Here is an 18,591-nt window from a genome sequence, read left to right on the forward strand (position 1 = left end):
ACTGTACGTCGCGGCTGGTCATCCAAGAGGCGCCGTCGGAGGAAAAGAGCGGTTCGGCCTTGGCGTAAATCTGAATCCAGAGCTCTGACAAGTTATTTCGAAGCGCCATCTCGTTCTGCGGCCGTTGAAGGTCGTGGCTAAAGGAGCTCTTCAGCAAATCGATAAAGGGCATATCGTCGGGGTTGGTGGGCGACCATTTGAGCACATCGACGCCTCGACATTGAAGTAATGGATTGATGTAGCGCTTTTGGAGACGTCCCGCGGGATCGCCGAGCATCGACGGCTGAAAGATATGCAGCATTTGAATGGCTGGCGCCGAATTGGGCGATTGCAGCGTGCTGTGCAAAACGCCGCCGTTGATAAAGCCGGCGGACCCTTCCTCAAAGCGTACGTGCTCATGAGCCGCGCGCGTTCGATAGTCAATCGCTCCCTGCTCCATGTAGAAAAGCTCAACTTCGGAATGCCAGTGCCAGGGGACGGAATTGCCCGGATAGCGAGCGAATTCTGCGCGTTCGGCAATATAGGGCCAGTCTTCGGCGGTCTCGGGAAACGCTTCCTCGCGTCCTCCGCGGTGCAATTCTATGTGATCCATGTTTCGCATGGCATCAGTATAAAGCGCGATGGGCTTAGATTGCTCTTGCCTGTTCGGGGAACGCCTTGTCTAGGGATGCTTGGAGCTTTTCGAAGGATGCTCGTAAGTTGAGGCTCTGATCGGCTGAGCGCTTGGTTTTTGTGGTGGGGGAGTCGAGGAGGCCGTTTCTCTGTGTCGGGGGGAAGGAGAAAAGGTTTGCATGTTTTAGGGATGGCTGCTGTGCTGCGTCATTGGAAGAATGCATGCTTATGCGGCCTCCTCGATGTCCACCAAAAGGTTGCGCACGGGGTATGCTGCTAGGTCCCGTGCGTTGGCAGTATTATGCCGCGGCTGTTGCAAAGAAGCGCTAAAGAAAGACTTAATGAGGTTTGACGTTGCGATGAAACCGCAGGTAAAAGCTATTGAGTAACACTCTTGAAAGGTTTTGAGCTTAAGGGCTTTCTAAGGTTTGTGGCGCGGATGTGGCTTGCCTGTGTGGGGCGTGTGGACGGCTCGTTCCTAGCGCTGCGGCTCTGCGGCGCGCACCTGCTCGATGACCTTATCCATCGTGGCGTCGATGCGGTCTTTTTTGAGCTCGCATTCCCAGATGGTTATGGGTGTCCAGCCCATTTGAGTGAGTGCTGCCACGGCAGCGCGGTCACGCTCGACGTTGCGGCGAAACTTTGCCTCCCAAAACTCAACGTTGCGCTTGGGCTGGCTAGGGTTGCACTTGGGGCAGCGGTGCCAAAAGCAGCCATTGACGAAGATGGCGATCTTGCGCCCGGGAAAGGCGATGTCGGGTTTGCCGGGAACCTTCCATTCCAAGCGATAGCCCGTAAGGCCCGCGGCGCGCAGGCGCTGGCGTACGAGCAGCTCGGGCTTGGTGTTCGCACGCTTGTTGCCCTTCATGGACTTTTTGATGGCGGCGCGACGGCGCACGAGCTCGCGCTCGTCAGCGGAGAGGTCCGAGGTATCGATGCCGTCGAGCAGACCTGGTTTGGGGCGTTTTTTGCTGCGGCGCTTAGGTGCACGCTTGGGTTTGGCGGCAGGCTTGTCGGCCGCGCTGGCCTTGGCGTCATCGGCGGCGCTTGCCTCGAGCCGGTCTTCCTTCAGCTCAATCAGGGCATCAATGAGCCCCTTGTCGGCGGGCATCCATTCCACCGTGGCAAGCGAGGTGCGCGGAATCCAGCGGATATCAAGCTGACGGTCATGCTTCTGGGGTTCATCGGATTCATCGGCGAGCGAGCAGTAGTAGCACTCCATGGAGAGATGGAAATCGGGGTAGTCATACTCAACGGTATAGAAATCGCGCAGGTTGGTGACTTTTACCTGCAGCTCTTCCATAAGCTCGCGGCGTACGGCGTCCTCGGGTGTCTCGCCGCGCATGAGCTTGCCGCCGGGAAACTCCCAAAGTCCCTGCATGTCGCCATAGCCGCGCTGCACGGCAAGCAGCTCGTCGGATCCTTCCTTGCGAATGATCCCAGCGGCAACATGAACAGTCTTCAACAGGAGTCCTCTCTCAACATCAACACGTGACAGGGTAGCTACCCCTACCTTACACAACGGTAAGGCAAGCGTAAGCCATATCGATGGTAGCCGACTCGTCTTCTTGCGACTATAGATGCCGTAGACTAATCGCAAGAAAGGACTCGGTATGCAAACCACGCACATGGCGACCCCGGTACTGGAGGTCGCGCATCTCGAAAAGGTATATGGAGCGCTGGGCAACGTGACCCGCGCGCTCAACGACGTCAGCTTTACCGTCAACCGCGGCGAATTCGTCGGCATCATGGGCGCCTCGGGCTCGGGCAAGTCGACGTTGCTCAACTGCGTGTCGACCATCGATAGCGCCACGAGCGGCACGATCCGCATCAACGGGCAGGACGTTACGCGCATGAAGCAGGCCAAGCTCTCGCAGTTCCGCCGCGAGGAGCTCGGCTTTATCTTCCAGGACTCCAACCTGCTCGATACGCTCACGGCACGCGAGAACATCGCCCTGCCGCTCACCATTGCCCGCACAAACTCGGCAGAGATCTCGACCCGCGTGCAGGATGTGGCCGCGCGCCTGTCTATTAGCCAGGTGCTCGACAAGTACCCCTACCAGATGTCCGGCGGTCAGCAGCAGCGCGTTGCCGCGGCTCGCGCGCTCGTCACCGACCCCACCATGATCATGGCCGACGAGCCCACCGGCGCCCTCGATTCTAAAAGCGCTCGTCTGCTGCTCGAGAGCCTGGAGGCCCTCAATCGCCGCCTGCGCGCCACCGTGCTCATGGTCACGCATGACAGCTTTGCCGCCAGCTACACGAGCCGCGTGTTGTTTATCCGCGACGGCAAGATCTTCACCGAGCTCCGCCGCGGCGACACCGACCGCCGAGAGTTCTTCGACCGCATTATGGAGGTCGTTGCCATGATGGGCGGTGAGGGCTCCGATGCTCTGTAAACTCGCTTGGGGCAACGTCCGCCGTGCCGGCCGCGACTACCTCGTCTACCTTTTGACGCTCACCCTGGGCGTCACGGTCTTCTATGCCTTTAACACCATCTCGATGCAGGTCGACATCGCCGGAATTGATGAAGAGGGCTTGGCGCAGGTTATGGGCAGCATGCTCGGCGACCTGACGTACTTTTTGGCCGGTGTCATGGCCTTTTTGATGGTGTACGCCAATAACTTCATCATGAAACGCCGCAAAAAGGAGTTTGGCCTGTACCAGGTGCTCGGCATGGGGCGCGGGCGCGTCGCCACGATCATGGCGCTCGAGACGGTGATTGTCTCGGTGGTGGCCTTTGTCGCCGGCATTGTGCTGGGTGTGGGACTTTCCCAGCTCATGACGTTCTTTACGGCCTCGCTCTTTAAGACACAGATCGCCAATTTCCACTTCTTTTTCTCGATGCATGCGTTCTATCTGACCCTTGCCTGCATGCTCGTAATGTTTGTGCTCACGCTACTGCTGAACCTCCGCGCCGTGCGTCGTACCAAACTCATCGAGCTTATGGGTGCCGAGCGTCGCAACGAGAGCATCAAGACACGCAACCCCTGGATCGCGATTGCCATCTTTGCCGTGGGTGCGGTGCTTGTGGGCGTGGCCTATTACCGTCTGCTACGTGATGGGTTCCCGCTAACCGCGACGGACAGCAAGCTGCAAGAGGCCATGAACCAGTTTGGTATTACGACCGCTATGGTTGCCGTGGGCACCTTTGCCCTGTTCTGGGGACTCTCGGGCATGCTCATCAAGCTGCTGCAGAGCCTGCGCGGCGTGTATTGGCGCGGCCTCAACATGTTTACCGTGCGCCAGCTTGCGGCCAAGGTCAACACGGTGTGCTTTTCGATGGGCGTCATCGCGATGCTCCTGTTTTTGGCCATTACCTCGGTGACCTGCGGTATGTCGATTGCCAATGTGATGAACGAGAATCTGGAGCGCTATAACCCTGTTGACGTGTCTCAGACGTATGTCTATTACACGCCCGATACGCTCGACTACTACAAAGGGTATGCCAATCCGTCTGAGGCCGATCGCATGGTGCTGGCCGATACAACGGTCGATTTGTACCCTGCATGGCACGGCAAGGGCAAGTCGGCGGACAACAACGACGAGACCGGCAAGAAGGTCGATATCGCCGATGTTGCCGGTGAGCATGTGCAGATCGATTCGTATCTGAGTTACCCATTTGGCGGCTCGAATCCTTCGGTGACCCCAAGTGAGATGTGCAAGATCATGGGCGAAAAGCTTCCCAAGGCGTTCGGGGGTAGCAATGCCGATACGATGGGGCTGTTTGTGACGCCGGCAAGCCAGTACAACAAACTGCGTCAGATGATGGGCGAGGAGCCGGTGCACATTGGCCGCGACCAGTACTTGCTCACGTGTGATATGGGCGGCGAGCTGGTCGACCTGTACACCAAATACATGGCCGGCGGCCATACCCTCACCTTGGGTGGGCATACGCTCAAGCCCGCAACCGATAAGTCGGACGAAGATACGGCGGCCATCGCCAACTCGGCGATGGGCAGTAATTCGGGTACCGTCGTCGTTGCCGACGAGCTGTTGTCCCAACTTAATCTGCAGCCGTATTCCAGTAGCCTGCTCGTTAACTACAAACAGGGGATGGATACGACTGAGGCAGACGAGAGCATTAAATACACTGTGCTCGACAATCTGCTCGTTGACGGCAAGGAGCCGGGGTCGTGGGGAATCTTTATCACACGCTCCGAGATGTACACGCAAGCAGCGCAAATGAACGGTCTTATTAGCTACCTAGCCATCTACATCGGCTTTGTATTGGTCGTTGCATGCGCGGCGATTCTGTCGATCCAGCAACTCTCCAACGTGGCCGACGGCAGCCGCAGCTATCGTGTGCTGGCACAGATCGGCTGTGAGGACCGCCAGATTCGCCATTCGGTGATGGCGCAGCAAGCGGTATTCTTCCTGTTCCCGCTGGCAGTGGGCCTGGCGCACTCCTTTGTGGCACTTAAAGTGATCATCGAGCTGGTGAGCATATTCGGAAATATGAGCATCGGCGGCACCGTGGGCCTCACCTGTGCAATCTTCCTGGCGGCCTACGGTGGCTACTTCCTGGTGACCTACCTCATGAGCGCCGGCATGGTACAAGCTGCTATCGCCACCCGCTACAGCGAATAACAAGCGGGCAAAACGGTCGCAAAACCAGAGACGTGTGACCGCCGCGAAGGGGCTGGGGACCTCTTGCGGCGGTTATTTTTGCCTATCTGGTGCGTTTCGGATGCAAGTGAGTAGACTTTTTTGAACTTGCCGAGCACATCGCGACAAATGCTCAATAAAACCGCAGGTCAGGGCTGTGGCGTTTTGAGGTGTGCTCGGCATCCCGCCAAAAGCCTACTCACTTGGTTTTACTGCTAGAAAACCGCCGCGAGGGAAAGTAACTCCCTCGCGGCGGTTTTTGGCGTTTGCCCAGATAAAACCTGCCAAAATAAACCTGTCCCTTTTTGGCAGGTTATCGCTTCCAAAAGTGGAGGATGAGCGTCGTGCGGTTTTGCTGTTCGGTTTTGACCAGGATGTTGTGGATGTGGGTCTTGACGGTGCCCACGGCAAGGAATAGCTCGTCAGCGATCTCTTGGTTCGATTTGCCCAGTACGACCAGACGCATAACTTCGGTCTCACGGTTGGAGAGCTTGTAGGCGTTGCGATAGAAGGGCATCTGCTCTTCGATGTGTCGATCAAGATCGCTGACGTTCTTTTCCTCGGGCGCCTCCTGCATGCGGATTGAAAGCACGTGGTAGGAGTAGATGATCAGCAGAATCGCAAAGTAGCAGGCAAAGACGTTTTCGCTAAAGTTGCGCTCGGACAGATATAGTTGCAGCCAAGAGGGCGCCAGACTCATGGGGACAATCAGAATGTTGTAGAAATCCTCGGCAACGATGCAACCGACCAGAATAGCGCCGATAATCAGGTGCTTTCGTTGGTTGTTAACGCGTGCCTTCAGCTCGACTTGTGTGCTCTTGCGTGCCGTCCAAAAGATATATAGCCCCACGAAAACAAGGAATACCTGACGCATCGTGTAGTAGAGCCATTGATGAATGGGGCCGTAGGGGACAGCGACGATAATCAGCAGCTCGCTCAGCAAGAACGTTGCGACGGGAATGACAAACTGCTTTTTTGAATGCTTGTCGAGCAAATCCATGGCAATGAGCCAAATAAAAGCCTGCGAAGCGGTCGCCACAAAGGTCCGCAACACAGGCATGGTAATTGAGTAATAGTCGCTGGCTGGAAAACTCTGGTTTTGCAGCGTGTATTCAAAAAAGAAAATCTCGGTCATCTCGATGGCATAGCAGATAAATACGCCGCTGCCATAGATAAAGAAGCGTCGACGAGATGAGGCATAGGCGGCAAGCGAGAGCACCGCCGTCACAATACAGATCACGAGTATCGCTAGGGTATAGAAGAACATCAGGGTGTTCATCTGTCACCGTCCCATCTCATTTATTCTATGGCCGAGCTCTGTATACCTTGTGGGATATAGACGTCTCAACCCTTCGTTTCATTGCGGATTAGACGCCGAGATACAGCATAGCCGTATACCGTTCGCGGTTCCAGACGGTAAACCCCCTGTAAACTCTTGACCTGCGGGTTTATATTGGTTTAGAGGGGGTGTAACTCCGTGAACGGTCTTTAATCCCGAATAAACTAGGTAAAAATTGCATACGGGTGAATGATGGTCTTGTCAACACGAGGCGTGATGTTCGAGCGCCTCATAGTAATAGTCGGCAAGACCGGCGGAAAGGAAATCGACATGGCACTGCCTAAGGATTTCATCGACACCAACGACTTCACCAAAGAGCAGATCCTGGCTATCGAGGATCTTGGCCTGGCAATGAAGAAGGCCATCAAGGTTGACGGTTATTATCCGCACCTGCTCCGCAACAAGAGCCTTGGCATGATCTTCCAGCAGGTCTCCACCCGCACTCGTCTTTCCTTCGAGACCGCTATGACCGACCTCGGCGGCCATGCTCAGTTCTATGGCCCTGGCACCATCCAGCTCGGCGGTCACGAGTCCCTGGGCGACACCGCTCGCGTTATGGGCTCGCTGCTCGACATCATGATGGCTCGCGTTGACCGTCACAAGGACGTCGTCGGCCTCGCCGAGGGCTCCGCTGTGCCCGTCATCAACGGCATGTCCGAGTTCAACCATCCCACGCAGGAGATGGGCGACCTCATGACCATGCTCGAGAACCTCCCCGAGGGCAAGAAGATCGAGGACTGCACCCTGGCCTTCATCGGCGACGCCACCCAGGTCTGCGTCTCCCTCATGTTCATCGCCTCCAAGGTCGGCATGAAGTTTGTCCAGTTTGGACCTAAGGGCCACCAGATCCCCGACGGCGGCCTGCACGTTGGCACCGTCGAGGAGCGCGCCGAGTTCGGCAAGCAGATGATGGCCATCGCCGAGGAGAACTGCAAGGTCTCCGGCGGCTCGGTTGTCATCTCCGACGACATCGAGTGCATCAAGGGCGCCGACTTCATCTACACCGACGTGTGGTATGGCCTGTACGACGAGGAGGTCTCGGGCGAGAACTACATGGACGTGTTCTATCCCAAGTATCAGGTCACCATGGACATGATGAACTTTGCCGGCCCCAACTCCAAGTTCATGCACTGCCTGCCGGCCACCCGCAACGAGGAGGTCGTCGACGAAGTCATGGACGATCCCGAGCGCTCCCTGTGCTGGGTCGAGGCCGAGAACCGCAAGCACTCCATCCGTGCTCTCCTTGCCGCCCTGGGCAAGCGCACCCCGCTCAACGACGAGGGTGTCGAGTACTCCGCCAAGGCTGAGCTCCACGCCGCTCTCGAGGCTCTCGAGCAGCTCTAAGCCTCAAGGCTTTTAAAAGCACGTTTGCGGGCGGCGGATGCTCGTCTCCTGTCGCCCGCTCACCGAGGCCCAAGCAATTGCCTTAATACCTTAGGGCCTCGGATCTGTCCAAGACTGAGCGAAGGAGCTCATCATGAGCGACGGAAAGAAAAAGCTTTCCTTCTTGACGGTCATTTCGACCATCATCTGCGTCGTCTTCGTTTGCGAGGCCGCCGCTCCTGCTGCTGCTATTGGCAACCAGCAGTTCTTCTGGTGGATCTTCCTGATCCTGACCTTCCTGCTTCCCTACGGCATGGTTGTCGCCGAGCTCGGTACCACCTATGACGGCGAGGGCGGCATTTACGACTGGGTGCGCGATGGTCTGGGCGACAAATGGGGCGCCCGCATCTCGTACTACTACTGGGTCAACTACCCGCTGTGGATCGCCTCGCTGGCCACCATGTTCCCCGATATTCTGGGCATGGTCTTTGGCGTCGAGTTCAACCTGATTGCCAAGATGGGTATCGAACTTGCCTTTGTGTGGATCGTCTACCTTATGGGCCGCTCCAAGGCTGCCGACTCCGAGTGGGTCCTCAACGGTGGCGCCATTATCAAGGTCGCCGTTGCCGTTATCGTCGGCGCCCTGGGCATCTGGTATGCCATGGAGAACGGTTTTGCGAACGACATGTCCGCTGCCACCTTCCTGCCCGAGCTCACCAACACCAACGCTCTTGGCTACCTGTCCATCATCATCTTTAACTTCATGGGCTTCGAGGTCATCTGCACCATGACCGACGACATGGCCGATCCCGCTCGCGATATTCCCAAGGCTATCATCGTCGGTGGCCTGTCCATCGCCGTGATCTACCTGTTCGCCGGCTTCGGCATCGGCGCCGCCGTGCCGGCCGACTCCATCGACCCCGACTACGGCATGATCGTCGCAGTCCAGACCATGGTGGGCGACTCCATGATCTTCAAGGTCATCTGCATCGCCTTCCTGATCACCCTGTTCGCCAACATGGCCGCCTGGTCCTTCGGCGTCAACTCCGTCGCCCGCTACGCTGCCGAGCACGGCAACATGCCCAAGGTCTTCGCCTCGATGATCTCGGATGACGACATGCCCAACGGCGCCAACCTGGTCAACGCCGTCGTTGCCTCCCTGGTTCTCTGCCTGCAGCTGGTGCCCATCGACGCCATCTCCAACGGTGTCTTCTGGATGCTCTTCGGCACCTCCGTCGTCTTCCTGCTGCTGACCTACATCCCGATGTTCCCGGCGTTCCTCAACCTTCGCAAGAACGACCCCGACCGCGAGCGCATCTTCACGTTCCCGTTCAAGGGCGCCATGATGAAGGTCATGCTGGCCATCCCCTGCATCGAGCTGGTCCTGGCCATCGTCGCAACTCTGGTTCCGTTCTCCGCCGCTGAAATTGGCGACAAGCTCCCGATGATCGTCATCTTCATCGTGCTCGTGCTCATCGGCGAGGTCGTCCGCGTCGTCAGCGCCAAGGGCCGCAAGGAAGAGTACAAGGGTCTGACCCCTGAGCTCGCAGCCCAGCGTCTCGCTGAGGAGGCCGCCGAGGCCGAGGAGAACTAGAGCACCCGGATTCGGGGCTCCAACCCTCATCATCTTCTAACCATTCCCTGGGGTGGGTGTGAGCGATAGCTCCGGTAACCACCGCCCACCCCAATCTCTCTTCCGTATCCTTCGTGCGTTTTGTCTCCACGCACTTGGTTACGTCGTCGCTTGCCGGTGCGACTCCGTGAAAACCGGCGCCAGGCGCCCCGACCTTTGCTGGGGAACGGGCGCCTACCATCTCTTGGTTTTAGGCTGCAGGTAACCCGCCCGCAGCAAACGATCGTTCGATTTGGAGGAAATCTTATGCGTACGATCACCGAGTCCGAGTCCACCCCCAGGGCCGACGGCTTCTTCATGCCCGCCGAGTTCGCCCCGCAGGATCGCGTGTGGATGGGCTGGCCCCACCGCACCGACACCTGGGCCCACGGCGCCAAGCCGGCCCAGAAGCAGTATGCCGCCATCGCCCGCGCCATCGCCGAGTTCACCCCGGTCTATATGTGTGCCAACCAGGTCGACTATGCCAACTGCAAGGCCGTCTTCGAGAACGACGAGAACGTCACCGTCATCGAGATGACCACCGACGACGCGTGGTTCCGCGACACCGCCGCCACCTACGTCATCAACGGCAAGGGCGAGAAGCGCGCCAACCACTGGCACTTCAACGCCTACGGCGGCCTCGTCGACGGCCTCTATTTCCCGTGGGACAAGGACGAGCAGATCGCCCTTAAGATGGCTGAGCTCTCCGGCTGCCGTCGCTATCGTCCCGATGACATGATCCTCGAGGGCGGCTCCATCACCGTCGACGGCGAGGGCACCCTTGTCGTGACCGACCAGTGCCTGCTTTCCCCGGGCCGCACCTGCTCTGCGGTTCTGGAGGAGGAAGAGGATCCCGAGTCCATCTGGCCCAAGTACCACAAGAAGTTTGAGCCCTGGAGCGAGGAGCTTCGCGCCTATATGGACGAGCACCTCAAGGATTACCTGGGTGTCGAGAAGGTCATCTGGGTCAAGGAGGGCATCGACCCCGAGGAGACCAACGGCCACATCGATGACGTCGCTACGTTCATCGCCCCGGGCGTCATGGCCTGCATCTGGACCGACGATCCCGAGTACCCGTTCTATGATCAGTGCCACGCTGCTTACGAGACCCTCTCCAACGCGGTTGACGCTAAGGGCCGCAAGATGAAGGTCTACAAGCTCTGCATGCCCGTGAACCCGCTGTTCATGGACCAGGCCTCCTGCGACACCATCGACGCCGACGAGAACGCCGAGCCGCGCGTCCCCGACGAGCCGCTGATCGCCTCTTACATGAACTACCTGGTCACCAACCACGGCGTTATCGTCCCGCAGTACGGCGACGAGAACGACCAGCTGGCCGTTGACACGCTCCAGAAGATCTACGACGAGGTCTGGGGCGAGGGCGTCTACAAGTGCGTCGGCGTTCAGTCCGAGCAGGTCGTCTTCGGCGGCGGCAACATCCACTGCATCACGCAGCAGGAGCCGTCCGCTTAATCGTCTGTCTTCCCGAGGCACGGCACCTTGCCCTTCAATCGTCGGGCATGACCCTTAAGGTCTATGCCCTCCTCTTTCAGGGCAATCTGCCGCAGCTCGGAAACCCAGCCAATCACGCAGACGCTTAATCGTCGGGCTTTCCGAGGTGCCCCATCTCGTCGCTCAAACCGTCGCTCGCGTACCAAAGTACGCTTCGCTCCTCTTTCGCGGCGACCTGGGGCACCTCGAAAACCCAGCCGGTCAAGCGGACAGGTGGCGTGTCGTCCCATCTCGGGGCATTGATGGGCTGCTACTTGATGTCTTGGTCGGCTGGGTTTTTCTTTGGGCACTCCGTTGCCTCCACTTCGGAGTGCCCGCCTCTTTGATTGAGTACGCGTCTGATCTGGGATTTATTGCGGGTTAGGCCAATTGTTCGCTTGAATATCCCAGGTCAGACGCGTCTTCAATTGCCGAAAGTTTCCGGTTGCGAGCGCGACCGTTTTGATCGGAGTATCTATGTACCAGCGTATCGTTATCTACACGCGCCTGTTCCGCGAGCGTTGGTCCAACAATTGCATCCTCTCTTCTCTTTGGGATGGCACCTGCACCGGTGACGCGGCCTGCAACCCTACCTTGGGCTGCGCCTTCGGTACAGATGCCATCCTTTTTGCTGTAGGGGGAGCGCGTCGTGGCAGGTAAAATGTTCTCCCTGTTCGAGGTCATCCTCTCGGTTATCTGCGTTGTCTTTACCATCGAGGCGGCCGCTCCGGCATCTGCCATGGGTAACGTGCAGTTCTTCTGGTGGATCTTCCTCATCATTACGTTTTTGCTTCCCTATGGCCTGGTGGTGGCCGAGCTCGGTACGGCGTTCGATTCCGAGGGCGGCCTGTACGATTGGGTTCGCCTGGGCTTGGGCGACCGTTGGGGCGCCCGCTGCTCCTGGTGCTATTGGGTCAACTTTCCACTGTGGGTGGCAAGTATCGCCTGCATGTTCCCCAGTGTCATCAATGCGGTATGGGGCATCGAATTTTCGCTTGGGGTCCGAATTGCCATCGAGCTTGCCTTTGTGTGGGGCGTCACGGTCATGGCAATGCAGCCGGTGGCCGAGGCCGATTGGGTCATGGATGGCGGCGCCGTCATCAAGGTGCTCATTACCGCCGTGGTGGGAATCGTCGGCATCTGGTTTGCCTGCAACAACGGCTTTGCCAACGATATGTCGTTTAAGACCTTTGTCCCCGATCTTGGAGACACTAACTCACTGACGTATCTTTCGATCATCCTATTCAACTTTATGGGCTTCGAAGTGGTCGCGACCTTTGCTAGTACGATGAAAAACCCGTCGCGCGATATCCCCAAGGCGGTTATCGCCGGTGGCGTTGCCATTGCGGCAATCTACATCATTTGCGGCATCGGCATTGGGGCTGCGGTTCCCACCGAGCAGCTTTCGCTCGATTCGGGCATTGTGGATGCGGTCGCCGCCATGGTGGGGCGCGCTCACCCGCTGACGATGGTCGTGGGCGTGGCCTTTTTGGTGACGCTGTTCGCCAACATGATCTGCTGGAGCTTTGGCGTCAACAACGTGGCGAGCTATGCCGCGCGCCATGGCAACATGCCGCGTCCCTTTGCGTTGGTGTCCAAGAGGACCGGCATGCCAGACGGCTCGGCACTCATTAACGGTTGTTTCGCCAGCTTGGTGCTGCTACTTCAGATTCCGCTGGGCGAGGGTTCCGACGTCTTTTGGGTCTTCTTTTCGATGAACGTCGTCTTTCTGCTCATGAGCTATATCCCGATGTTCCCGGCGTTTTGGCGCCTGCGCAAATACGACGACCGCCCGCGTGTGTTCCGCGCGCCCTTCGAGGGCAAGGTGCTTGCGGTAGCGCTTGCGGTGCCGGTGGTAGAGCTCGTGCTTTCCATTGTTGCGACAATCGTGCCGCTTAACAGCTCGCCCGCCGAGATGTCAAAGTTGCCGATCCTCATGGGAGTGGTGATCGGCGTGTTGCTGGGCGAGGTTTCGCGCCTCATATCGCGCCGCGGCCGCAGTGTCGATAATCCCGGCGTTGGCGCAAGGGGGACCGGTCGCTTCGCACCAAAACAGTAGCGCCGCGAGTTGTGCGGCGCTGGCTGCATCTTGGATTACTGTTCGCGGTGCTCGGGATCAGAAGCGAGCTTAGGCGCAAAGTAGGGGACGTGGCCCAGGTAAGGGCAACTGTCCGTACGCTCGTCGACAACGCAGGGAATATCTTCGTAGGTGAGTGAGTCGCTCAGGCGGGCGATGGTCTTGGCGGCAGGAGCGACGAGCATCTTGAGCGGTGCGATAGGCGCCATGGCGTCTCCTTTCTTGCATGCGACCCGTGTTTTGGCGCGAATGTATACGCCGCCAGTCTAGCATTCCGCCGAGGAGAGCTCCAAACCACCACAAAGGGGATGGGCAGATGCAAGTGAGTAGACTTATTTGGATATGCCGAGCACACCGCGACAAATACTCAATAAAACCGCAGGTCAGAGCTGTGGCGTTTTGGGGCGTGCTTGGTCTCCTACAAAAAGCCTGCTCACTTGGTTTTTCTGCTAGAAGACCGCCGCGATGGAAGGCAGCTCCCTCGTGGCGGCAGACATTTGCCCAGATAAAACCTGCCAAAATAAACCTGTCTACTCTTTGAGCCAGAGCCGACAATAATTCAAATGGCGAAATCAAAGGGCGTTCTCCACATGGAGGGCGCCCTTTTTTATCGCGGGATGTTTTGCGTGGCAGTCATGAGGCCCAGGCGGTTGCTGACGCCGAGCTTGCGATAGATGGCGTTGACATGCTTCTTGACGGTTGACTCGCTTATGAATAGCTCGTTTGCCATCTGTTTGTTCGTTTTGCCGTCGAGCATGAGCCGCATGACTTCGGCTTCGCGCGGTTGGATATTGTGTTCTGTAATGAAAGCATTCAGCTGGTTTGTGTCTTCTGTCTGGGTGAGTTTAATGCCCCGAGGATAGAGGTTGGCGAGCGCGAGGCTCGCGTGCCGAGCGATTTCGAGCAGGATTGCGAGCTCGGTGTCGGTGAAGTCTCCGGCTGTGCGTTCGCGAAACAGGGTGATGCTTCCTAGCGGCCTGTCGTTGTGCGCGAGCGTGGCCGTACAGCCAAAGTAGACGCCCTGCGGTTCCATCCATTTGCGATAGATGGGCGTGGCATCGCGTCGCTCGACGTCGACGAGGTCGAGGTCGCGGTAGACGCCGACCTTATGTAAGTCAAAGCTCCATGTTGTATAGTCCATCGCGGCGTAGCGGTTGTAGTAGTCGCTCAGTGCGCGGTCGTCCATTCCGCTGCTTGCGGGGTGGACGTAACGTGGGGCATCACTGCCCGCCGCCTCGATCAGGTCGAACATGGCGATCCGATGGGGCACGAGCCCTGTCGTTCCCTCGAGGGTCTCCTTTTGCAGCTTATCGACACCGTGTGATGCGTGGATTGCAAGCGCAAGCTCGTTGAGAGCAGTCCAGGTCGTACTGTCCAACTCAATAGTCTGCTGTTTATTGCATGGGGGCATAGGGCGTCCTTTCCATTGTGGAACCCAGTATGTCATGTTCTCGGTCTGAATAGAACTTTAGGTCAGCGAATGGTATACCGTCGGTCGTTGAAAGGGGCTCGAGGGACCATTGAGGACATCTGGCTACGGCTGCATCATGGTCTCGTCAAGCAAAAGCACCGAGATTTAGGAGCTTGAAATGAAGACCATCTATGAGAGTGAATCCACGCCTAAGAAGGACGGGTTCTATATGCCCGGCGAGTATGAGGAACAGGAGCGCACCTGGATTCTGTGGCCGCACCGCTCCGACGTGTGGCACTGCGGCGCCAAGCCGGCGCAGAAGGTCTTCACCGAGATCATCATGACCATTGCACGTTTTCAGCCCATCACTGTGGGCGTCAACACCGAAGACTTCCCCGCGGTGTGTGAGATCTTCGACGGCGTTGAAAACGTGCGCGTTATCCACATGGAGTACAACGACAGCTGGATTCGCGACCCCGGCCCGGCGTTCCTCGTTAATGACAATGGTGAGGTTGCTCTTTCGCACTTCCACTTTAATGCTTACGGCGGTTTCATTGACGGCCTGTATTTCCCGTGGGACAAGGACGCTTCCATTGGCCTGCAGGTGGCACAGCTCGAGCAGGTTAACCGCTATCGTCCCGAGGATTATATCCTCGAGGGCGGCTCGTTCAACTGTGATGGTCAAGGCACCGTCGTGACCACCGAGATGTGTCTGCTCAACGAGGACCGCAACCCGCAGTACACCAAGGAGCAGATTGAGGAGAAGCTCTCTGAGTATCTCGGTATCGAGAAGGTTATCTGGATCAAGGACGGTATCGATCCGTACGAAACGAACGGTCATGTGGACGACGTCGCATGCTTTAGTGCGCCCGGCGAGGTCTGCTGCATGTGGACCGATGATCCCAACCATAAGTTCTACAAGGAGTGCCAAGAGGCGTATAAGACGCTTTCCGAGACGACGGATGCCCGTGGCCGCAAGCTTAAGATCCACAAGGTGATTATGCCTGCGACCTCGGTATATATGACCGAGGAGGAGGCATCGACCATCGATCCGGTCGAGGGTGTGCTGCCGCGTACTCCCGAGGACGCTTTCGAGCCGAGCTACCTCAACTTCCTGCCCATCAACGGCGCAGTGCTTGTACCGCAGTTCGGCGATCCCAATGACGCCCAGGCGCTCAAGGATATCCAGGCTGCTTATCCGGACCGTGAAGTCATCGGTATCATGACTCGCGAGGTAATTTACGGCGGCGGCAACATTCACTGCATCACCCAGCAGCAGCCCAAGGCGCGCTGCAAGTAGATGCGGTTGCAGGCACACGGGGTAGTGTCGATATGACCTGGGGCCCGCTGGCGCACACGCTGGCGGGCCCTTTTGCGTGCGGCGGGCAGCGTTGCACACGGGCACTCGGGTCTAAGCGAGGGTACCAGGGGCCTTGCTTATCGTCGATAGTTGGTCTAGAATCGTCGATAGTCGATGATAGGGGGTAGCATGCAGCTTGTTGAAAGTGAGACCGTGGAGTTCAAGCGCACATTTACCCCTAAGCTGCTCAAAGCTGTGGTGGCGTTTGCCAATTCGAATGGCGGTACCTTGTATATCGGAATCGACGATTTTGGCAGCATCGTCGGCGTGGACGATATCGATGCCACCATGCTTCAATGCTCTAATGCAATAACCGATGGCGTGTATCCCGACGTTTCTGAAATCACGACGGTCTCCGCATTGGACATCGATGGCGCAGCGTTGGTGAAAATCGAGGTGGAAGCGGGTCCTCACAAGCCGTACTGCCTGTGCTCGAAGGGATTTGTTCCCGCCGGGGTATATCGGCGCCTAGGTCCTGCCAACGTGCCCATCGAGATGGCCCAGATCCGCTCGATGATCAAGCGCACCGACGGCGATTATTTTGAGACCGCGCGCTCTCATGAACAGAGCTTGACGTTTTTTGAAGCCGAGCGGGTCTTTAGGCGCGCGGAGATTACGTTTGACCAAACCTCTCAAAAGAATCTCGGCCTTATCGATGAGCTGGGCTTTTACACCAATTTGGCACTGCTGGTCTCTGACCAAAACCCCTTTGCAGTCCGCGCTGGCCTCTTCAACGACGATGCGTATACCGAGTTTATCGACCGTCAGGATGGCGAGGGCTCGATCTTCAGGCAGATAGAGGATATCGAACGGTTCCTCAATATATCGAACGCAACGCGTATGTACTTTGTGCCGGGAAGGCTCGATCGCATAGATAAGGACGACTATCCCCGCGAGGCTGTTCGAGAGGGAATTCTGAACCTGTTTATCCATCGCGACTACGAATCTTCGGTGGCGTCTCTTATCAAGATGAGCCGTACGGCGCTTGAATTTACCAATGCGGGAGGGCCGCAGCACATCAGCGTCGAGGAGGCGCTTGCGGGCGGCTCGGACGCTCGGAATCCAAAGCTGCAACTGCTCTTTTTGCGTCTGGGGATGGTTGAGGCGTTTGGAACGGGCCTCAAGGGGATCCGTGCGCTCTATGAGGCGGAAGGGTTGGAACCCGAAGTCTGCGCCTACCCTGCAATGTTTAGGTTGTCGCTGCCCAACGTCAACGCCGTGCGCAATTCCTATCTGACGCCTCGTGGCAATAGCGGTCCCAACTTGCGTGGGGATTACAGCGATTATGAGCAGCTCGAGCGGGAAGGGGCGCTGCCGCCCGATGTTTCGCAGGCGTTTGCATCCGTGCGAGCGCAGCGAGAGGGGCACGTGTCGATGAATGGCGACTGCGGCCACGAGGTGCGTGCCAAGCTCGTGGAGGAGCTTGGCTTTGATGTTGCGTGCAAGGCGTCCGCGATGCTACAGGATGTCTCGGACGAGCGACGTGGTGGATACGCTCGCGCCTTGATTCGCTTTGCCCTTGAGCGGCCCCGCGGTTTTACGCGCCAGGATGCTTCGGACGCTCTGGGAACTGGGCGCGACGTGACGCTGCGGGTTATCAACGGTTTGCTTGAGGAAGGCGCACTCGTTAAAGAGGGGCGCGCTCGGGCGACGAGATATCGCGCTGTCGGGCAGGTTTAGGGACGGGCGGTCCGGCCCCCTGGGTTAATCCTGGGCAGAGGCCAAGGGCCGGGTTCCCGGCTCGCCTTGATTGAAGGGGTACTTAGAGCGTGCTTCCGTACATGTAGACGATAAAGCCGTCGCCGGTGTCTTGGCTGTGGTCCTCCAGGATGCGCTTCATGTTGAGGTGTTCGTAAAACTGCCAGTCGGAGTTGCAGTCGCTCATCAGGAAGAACTTGGTGCAGCCTGCCTTGGCGAGCTCGGTGCGCGCAAGGTCGATGAGCTTGCGGCCGAGTCCCTTGCCCTGCCATTCAGGCATAATGATAATCAAGTTGAGTTGACCCTGGGCATATTCGTTGCCTGTGGCGGCAAAGCGATCCGCTGTGGCCTTTTCGCGGCTGTCTCCAAAGAGCGAGCCCTCGAGCTTGGCATCGGCGGTCTTTGCCATCTCGGTTGCCTGGGCAAACATCTCGTTATAGCAGGGCTCCCACGTGGGATTGGTGCGCGGCTTGCCGTCCTCGAAGATGCCGATGCAGCAGGCGGCGATAATGCGGCCCTCGGTCTCGGCGACGAGTGCGATGGGGGAGCGCTGCAGCTGCATGGCGATGTTAAAGCGCGCGCAGAAATCGGCAGCTTCGACGTCGCCGCGGTTGCGCAGCGTGTTGCACCACAGCTGGTTGTAGATGGCAGCGATGCCGGTCAGGTCGTCGAGCGTGGCGGCGCGCAGGGTTACGTTGTCAAGGCTCATGAAGGCTCCTTCCAAGTTGGGTCAGGCCACCTCTGAGTGTGACATGGCCGCAGAGCCGCCGCATCAACCATTCGGTAGACGACCCCCGATCCCACGGGGGCGGAGGGCTCCAAGAGGGAATGAGAGTGGATTATCGGACGCCCGTTCGACGAGAGTGGATAATCTCCCACTTTCGCCCGAAAAGCAGGCCAAAAACGGGAGATTATCCACTCTCATTCTGGGTAGTCGTTGGGGATGTTCTTAAACGACCAGTCATTAAAGAACGTCCCCAATGACTGCCCCAAGGAATATCCCAGACTGCCGGCAGAGACGATATGAGCAGGACATAAAAACATTGAGAGCCCCTGCTGC

General features: G+C 57.9%; 15 protein-coding genes. 9 read left to right on the forward strand and 6 right to left on the reverse strand.

Features of this window, described 5'->3' with window-relative positions; translation table 11 throughout:
• Positions 1–592 (reverse strand): cupin domain-containing protein (locus tag I2G43_RS03550; protein WP_195535097.1); only part of this gene is annotated, 592 nt, incomplete at its 3' end.
• A gap of 498 nt (positions 593–1,090) precedes the next feature.
• Complete coding sequence (gene vsr, locus I2G43_RS10475) at positions 1,091–2,077, reverse strand: DNA mismatch endonuclease Vsr (protein ID WP_229071532.1); 987 nt, start codon at positions 2,075–2,077, stop codon at positions 1,091–1,093.
• A gap of 148 nt (positions 2,078–2,225) precedes the next feature.
• Between vsr and I2G43_RS03565 the strand changes: the two genes are divergently transcribed.
• Both I2G43_RS03565 and I2G43_RS03570 read left to right on the forward strand, forming a co-directional pair.
• Positions 2,226–3,011 (forward strand): ABC transporter ATP-binding protein, encoded by a 786-nt coding sequence (locus I2G43_RS03565; protein WP_006234847.1) that lies wholly within the window; start codon positions 2,226–2,228, stop codon positions 3,009–3,011.
• Entirely contained in the window at positions 3,001–5,202 is a 2,202-nt protein-coding gene (locus tag I2G43_RS03570) for an ABC transporter permease (protein WP_195535098.1), read from the forward strand. Before I2G43_RS03565 ends, I2G43_RS03570 begins: the two co-directional genes overlap by 11 nt.
• 331 nt (positions 5,203–5,533) lie before the next feature.
• Here I2G43_RS03570 and I2G43_RS03575 read toward each other — a convergent pair whose 3' ends face one another.
• The gene (locus I2G43_RS03575; protein ID WP_117635778.1) at positions 5,534–6,499 is read right to left on the reverse strand and encodes a response regulator transcription factor; all 966 of its coding nucleotides are present in this window, start codon (positions 6,497–6,499) and stop codon (positions 5,534–5,536) included.
• Positions 6,500–6,829: 330 nt separating this feature from the next.
• On the opposite strand from I2G43_RS03575, the gene ptcA reads away from it, so the two are divergent.
• From ptcA to I2G43_RS03600, 5 genes are all read left to right on the forward strand, one after another.
• Positions 6,830–7,903, forward strand: a complete 1,074-nt coding sequence (gene ptcA / locus I2G43_RS03580) for a putrescine carbamoyltransferase (RefSeq protein WP_117583532.1) — start codon at positions 6,830–6,832, stop codon at positions 7,901–7,903.
• Between the two features lie 133 nt (positions 7,904–8,036).
• Entirely contained in the window at positions 8,037–9,476 is a 1,440-nt protein-coding gene (locus tag I2G43_RS03585; protein WP_195535099.1) for an APC family permease, read from the forward strand.
• Between the two features lie 285 nt (positions 9,477–9,761).
• Complete coding sequence (locus I2G43_RS03590) at positions 9,762–10,967, forward strand: agmatine deiminase family protein (RefSeq protein ID WP_195535100.1); 1,206 nt, start codon at positions 9,762–9,764, stop codon at positions 10,965–10,967.
• Between the two features lie 495 nt (positions 10,968–11,462).
• Positions 11,463–11,645 (forward strand): hypothetical protein, encoded by a 183-nt coding sequence (locus I2G43_RS03595; protein ID WP_195535101.1) that lies wholly within the window; start codon positions 11,463–11,465, stop codon positions 11,643–11,645.
• Positions 11,635–13,044 carry an APC family permease gene (locus I2G43_RS03600; RefSeq protein ID WP_324249491.1) on the forward strand — a complete coding sequence of 470 codons (1,410 nt, stop codon included), beginning with the start codon at positions 11,635–11,637 and terminating at the stop codon, positions 13,042–13,044. The genes I2G43_RS03595 and I2G43_RS03600 overlap by 11 nt, the downstream gene beginning before the upstream one ends.
• Positions 13,045–13,079: 35 nt before the next feature.
• On the opposite strand, the gene I2G43_RS03605 is transcribed toward I2G43_RS03600, so the two are convergent.
• Complete coding sequence (locus tag I2G43_RS03605; protein WP_195535102.1) at positions 13,080–13,271, reverse strand: hypothetical protein; 192 nt, start codon at positions 13,269–13,271, stop codon at positions 13,080–13,082.
• Positions 13,272–13,669: 398 nt separating this feature from the next.
• Positions 13,670–14,473, reverse strand: a complete 804-nt coding sequence (locus tag I2G43_RS10635; protein WP_324249492.1) for a LuxR C-terminal-related transcriptional regulator — start codon at positions 14,471–14,473, stop codon at positions 13,670–13,672.
• Between the two features lie 178 nt (positions 14,474–14,651).
• On the opposite strand from I2G43_RS10635, the gene aguA reads away from it, so the two are divergent.
• Positions 14,652–15,773: an agmatine deiminase gene (aguA, locus tag I2G43_RS03615; protein WP_195535103.1), complete on the forward strand. Its 1,122-nt coding sequence runs from the start codon at positions 14,652–14,654 to the stop codon at positions 15,771–15,773.
• A gap of 189 nt (positions 15,774–15,962) precedes the next feature.
• Positions 15,963–17,513 carry an RNA-binding domain-containing protein gene (locus tag I2G43_RS03620; protein WP_195535104.1) on the forward strand — a complete coding sequence of 517 codons (1,551 nt, stop codon included), beginning with the start codon at positions 15,963–15,965 and terminating at the stop codon, positions 17,511–17,513.
• Between the two features lie 82 nt (positions 17,514–17,595).
• Here the strand turns inward: I2G43_RS03620 and I2G43_RS03625 are convergent, their stop codons facing one another.
• Positions 17,596–18,240, reverse strand: a complete 645-nt coding sequence (locus I2G43_RS03625) for a GNAT family N-acetyltransferase (RefSeq protein ID WP_195535105.1) — start codon at positions 18,238–18,240, stop codon at positions 17,596–17,598.
• Between the last annotated feature and the right edge of the window lie 351 nt (positions 18,241–18,591).

The organism is Collinsella aerofaciens (assembly GCF_015557435.1).
Classification (GTDB): domain Bacteria; phylum Actinomycetota; class Coriobacteriia; order Coriobacteriales; family Coriobacteriaceae; genus Collinsella; species Collinsella aerofaciens_Z.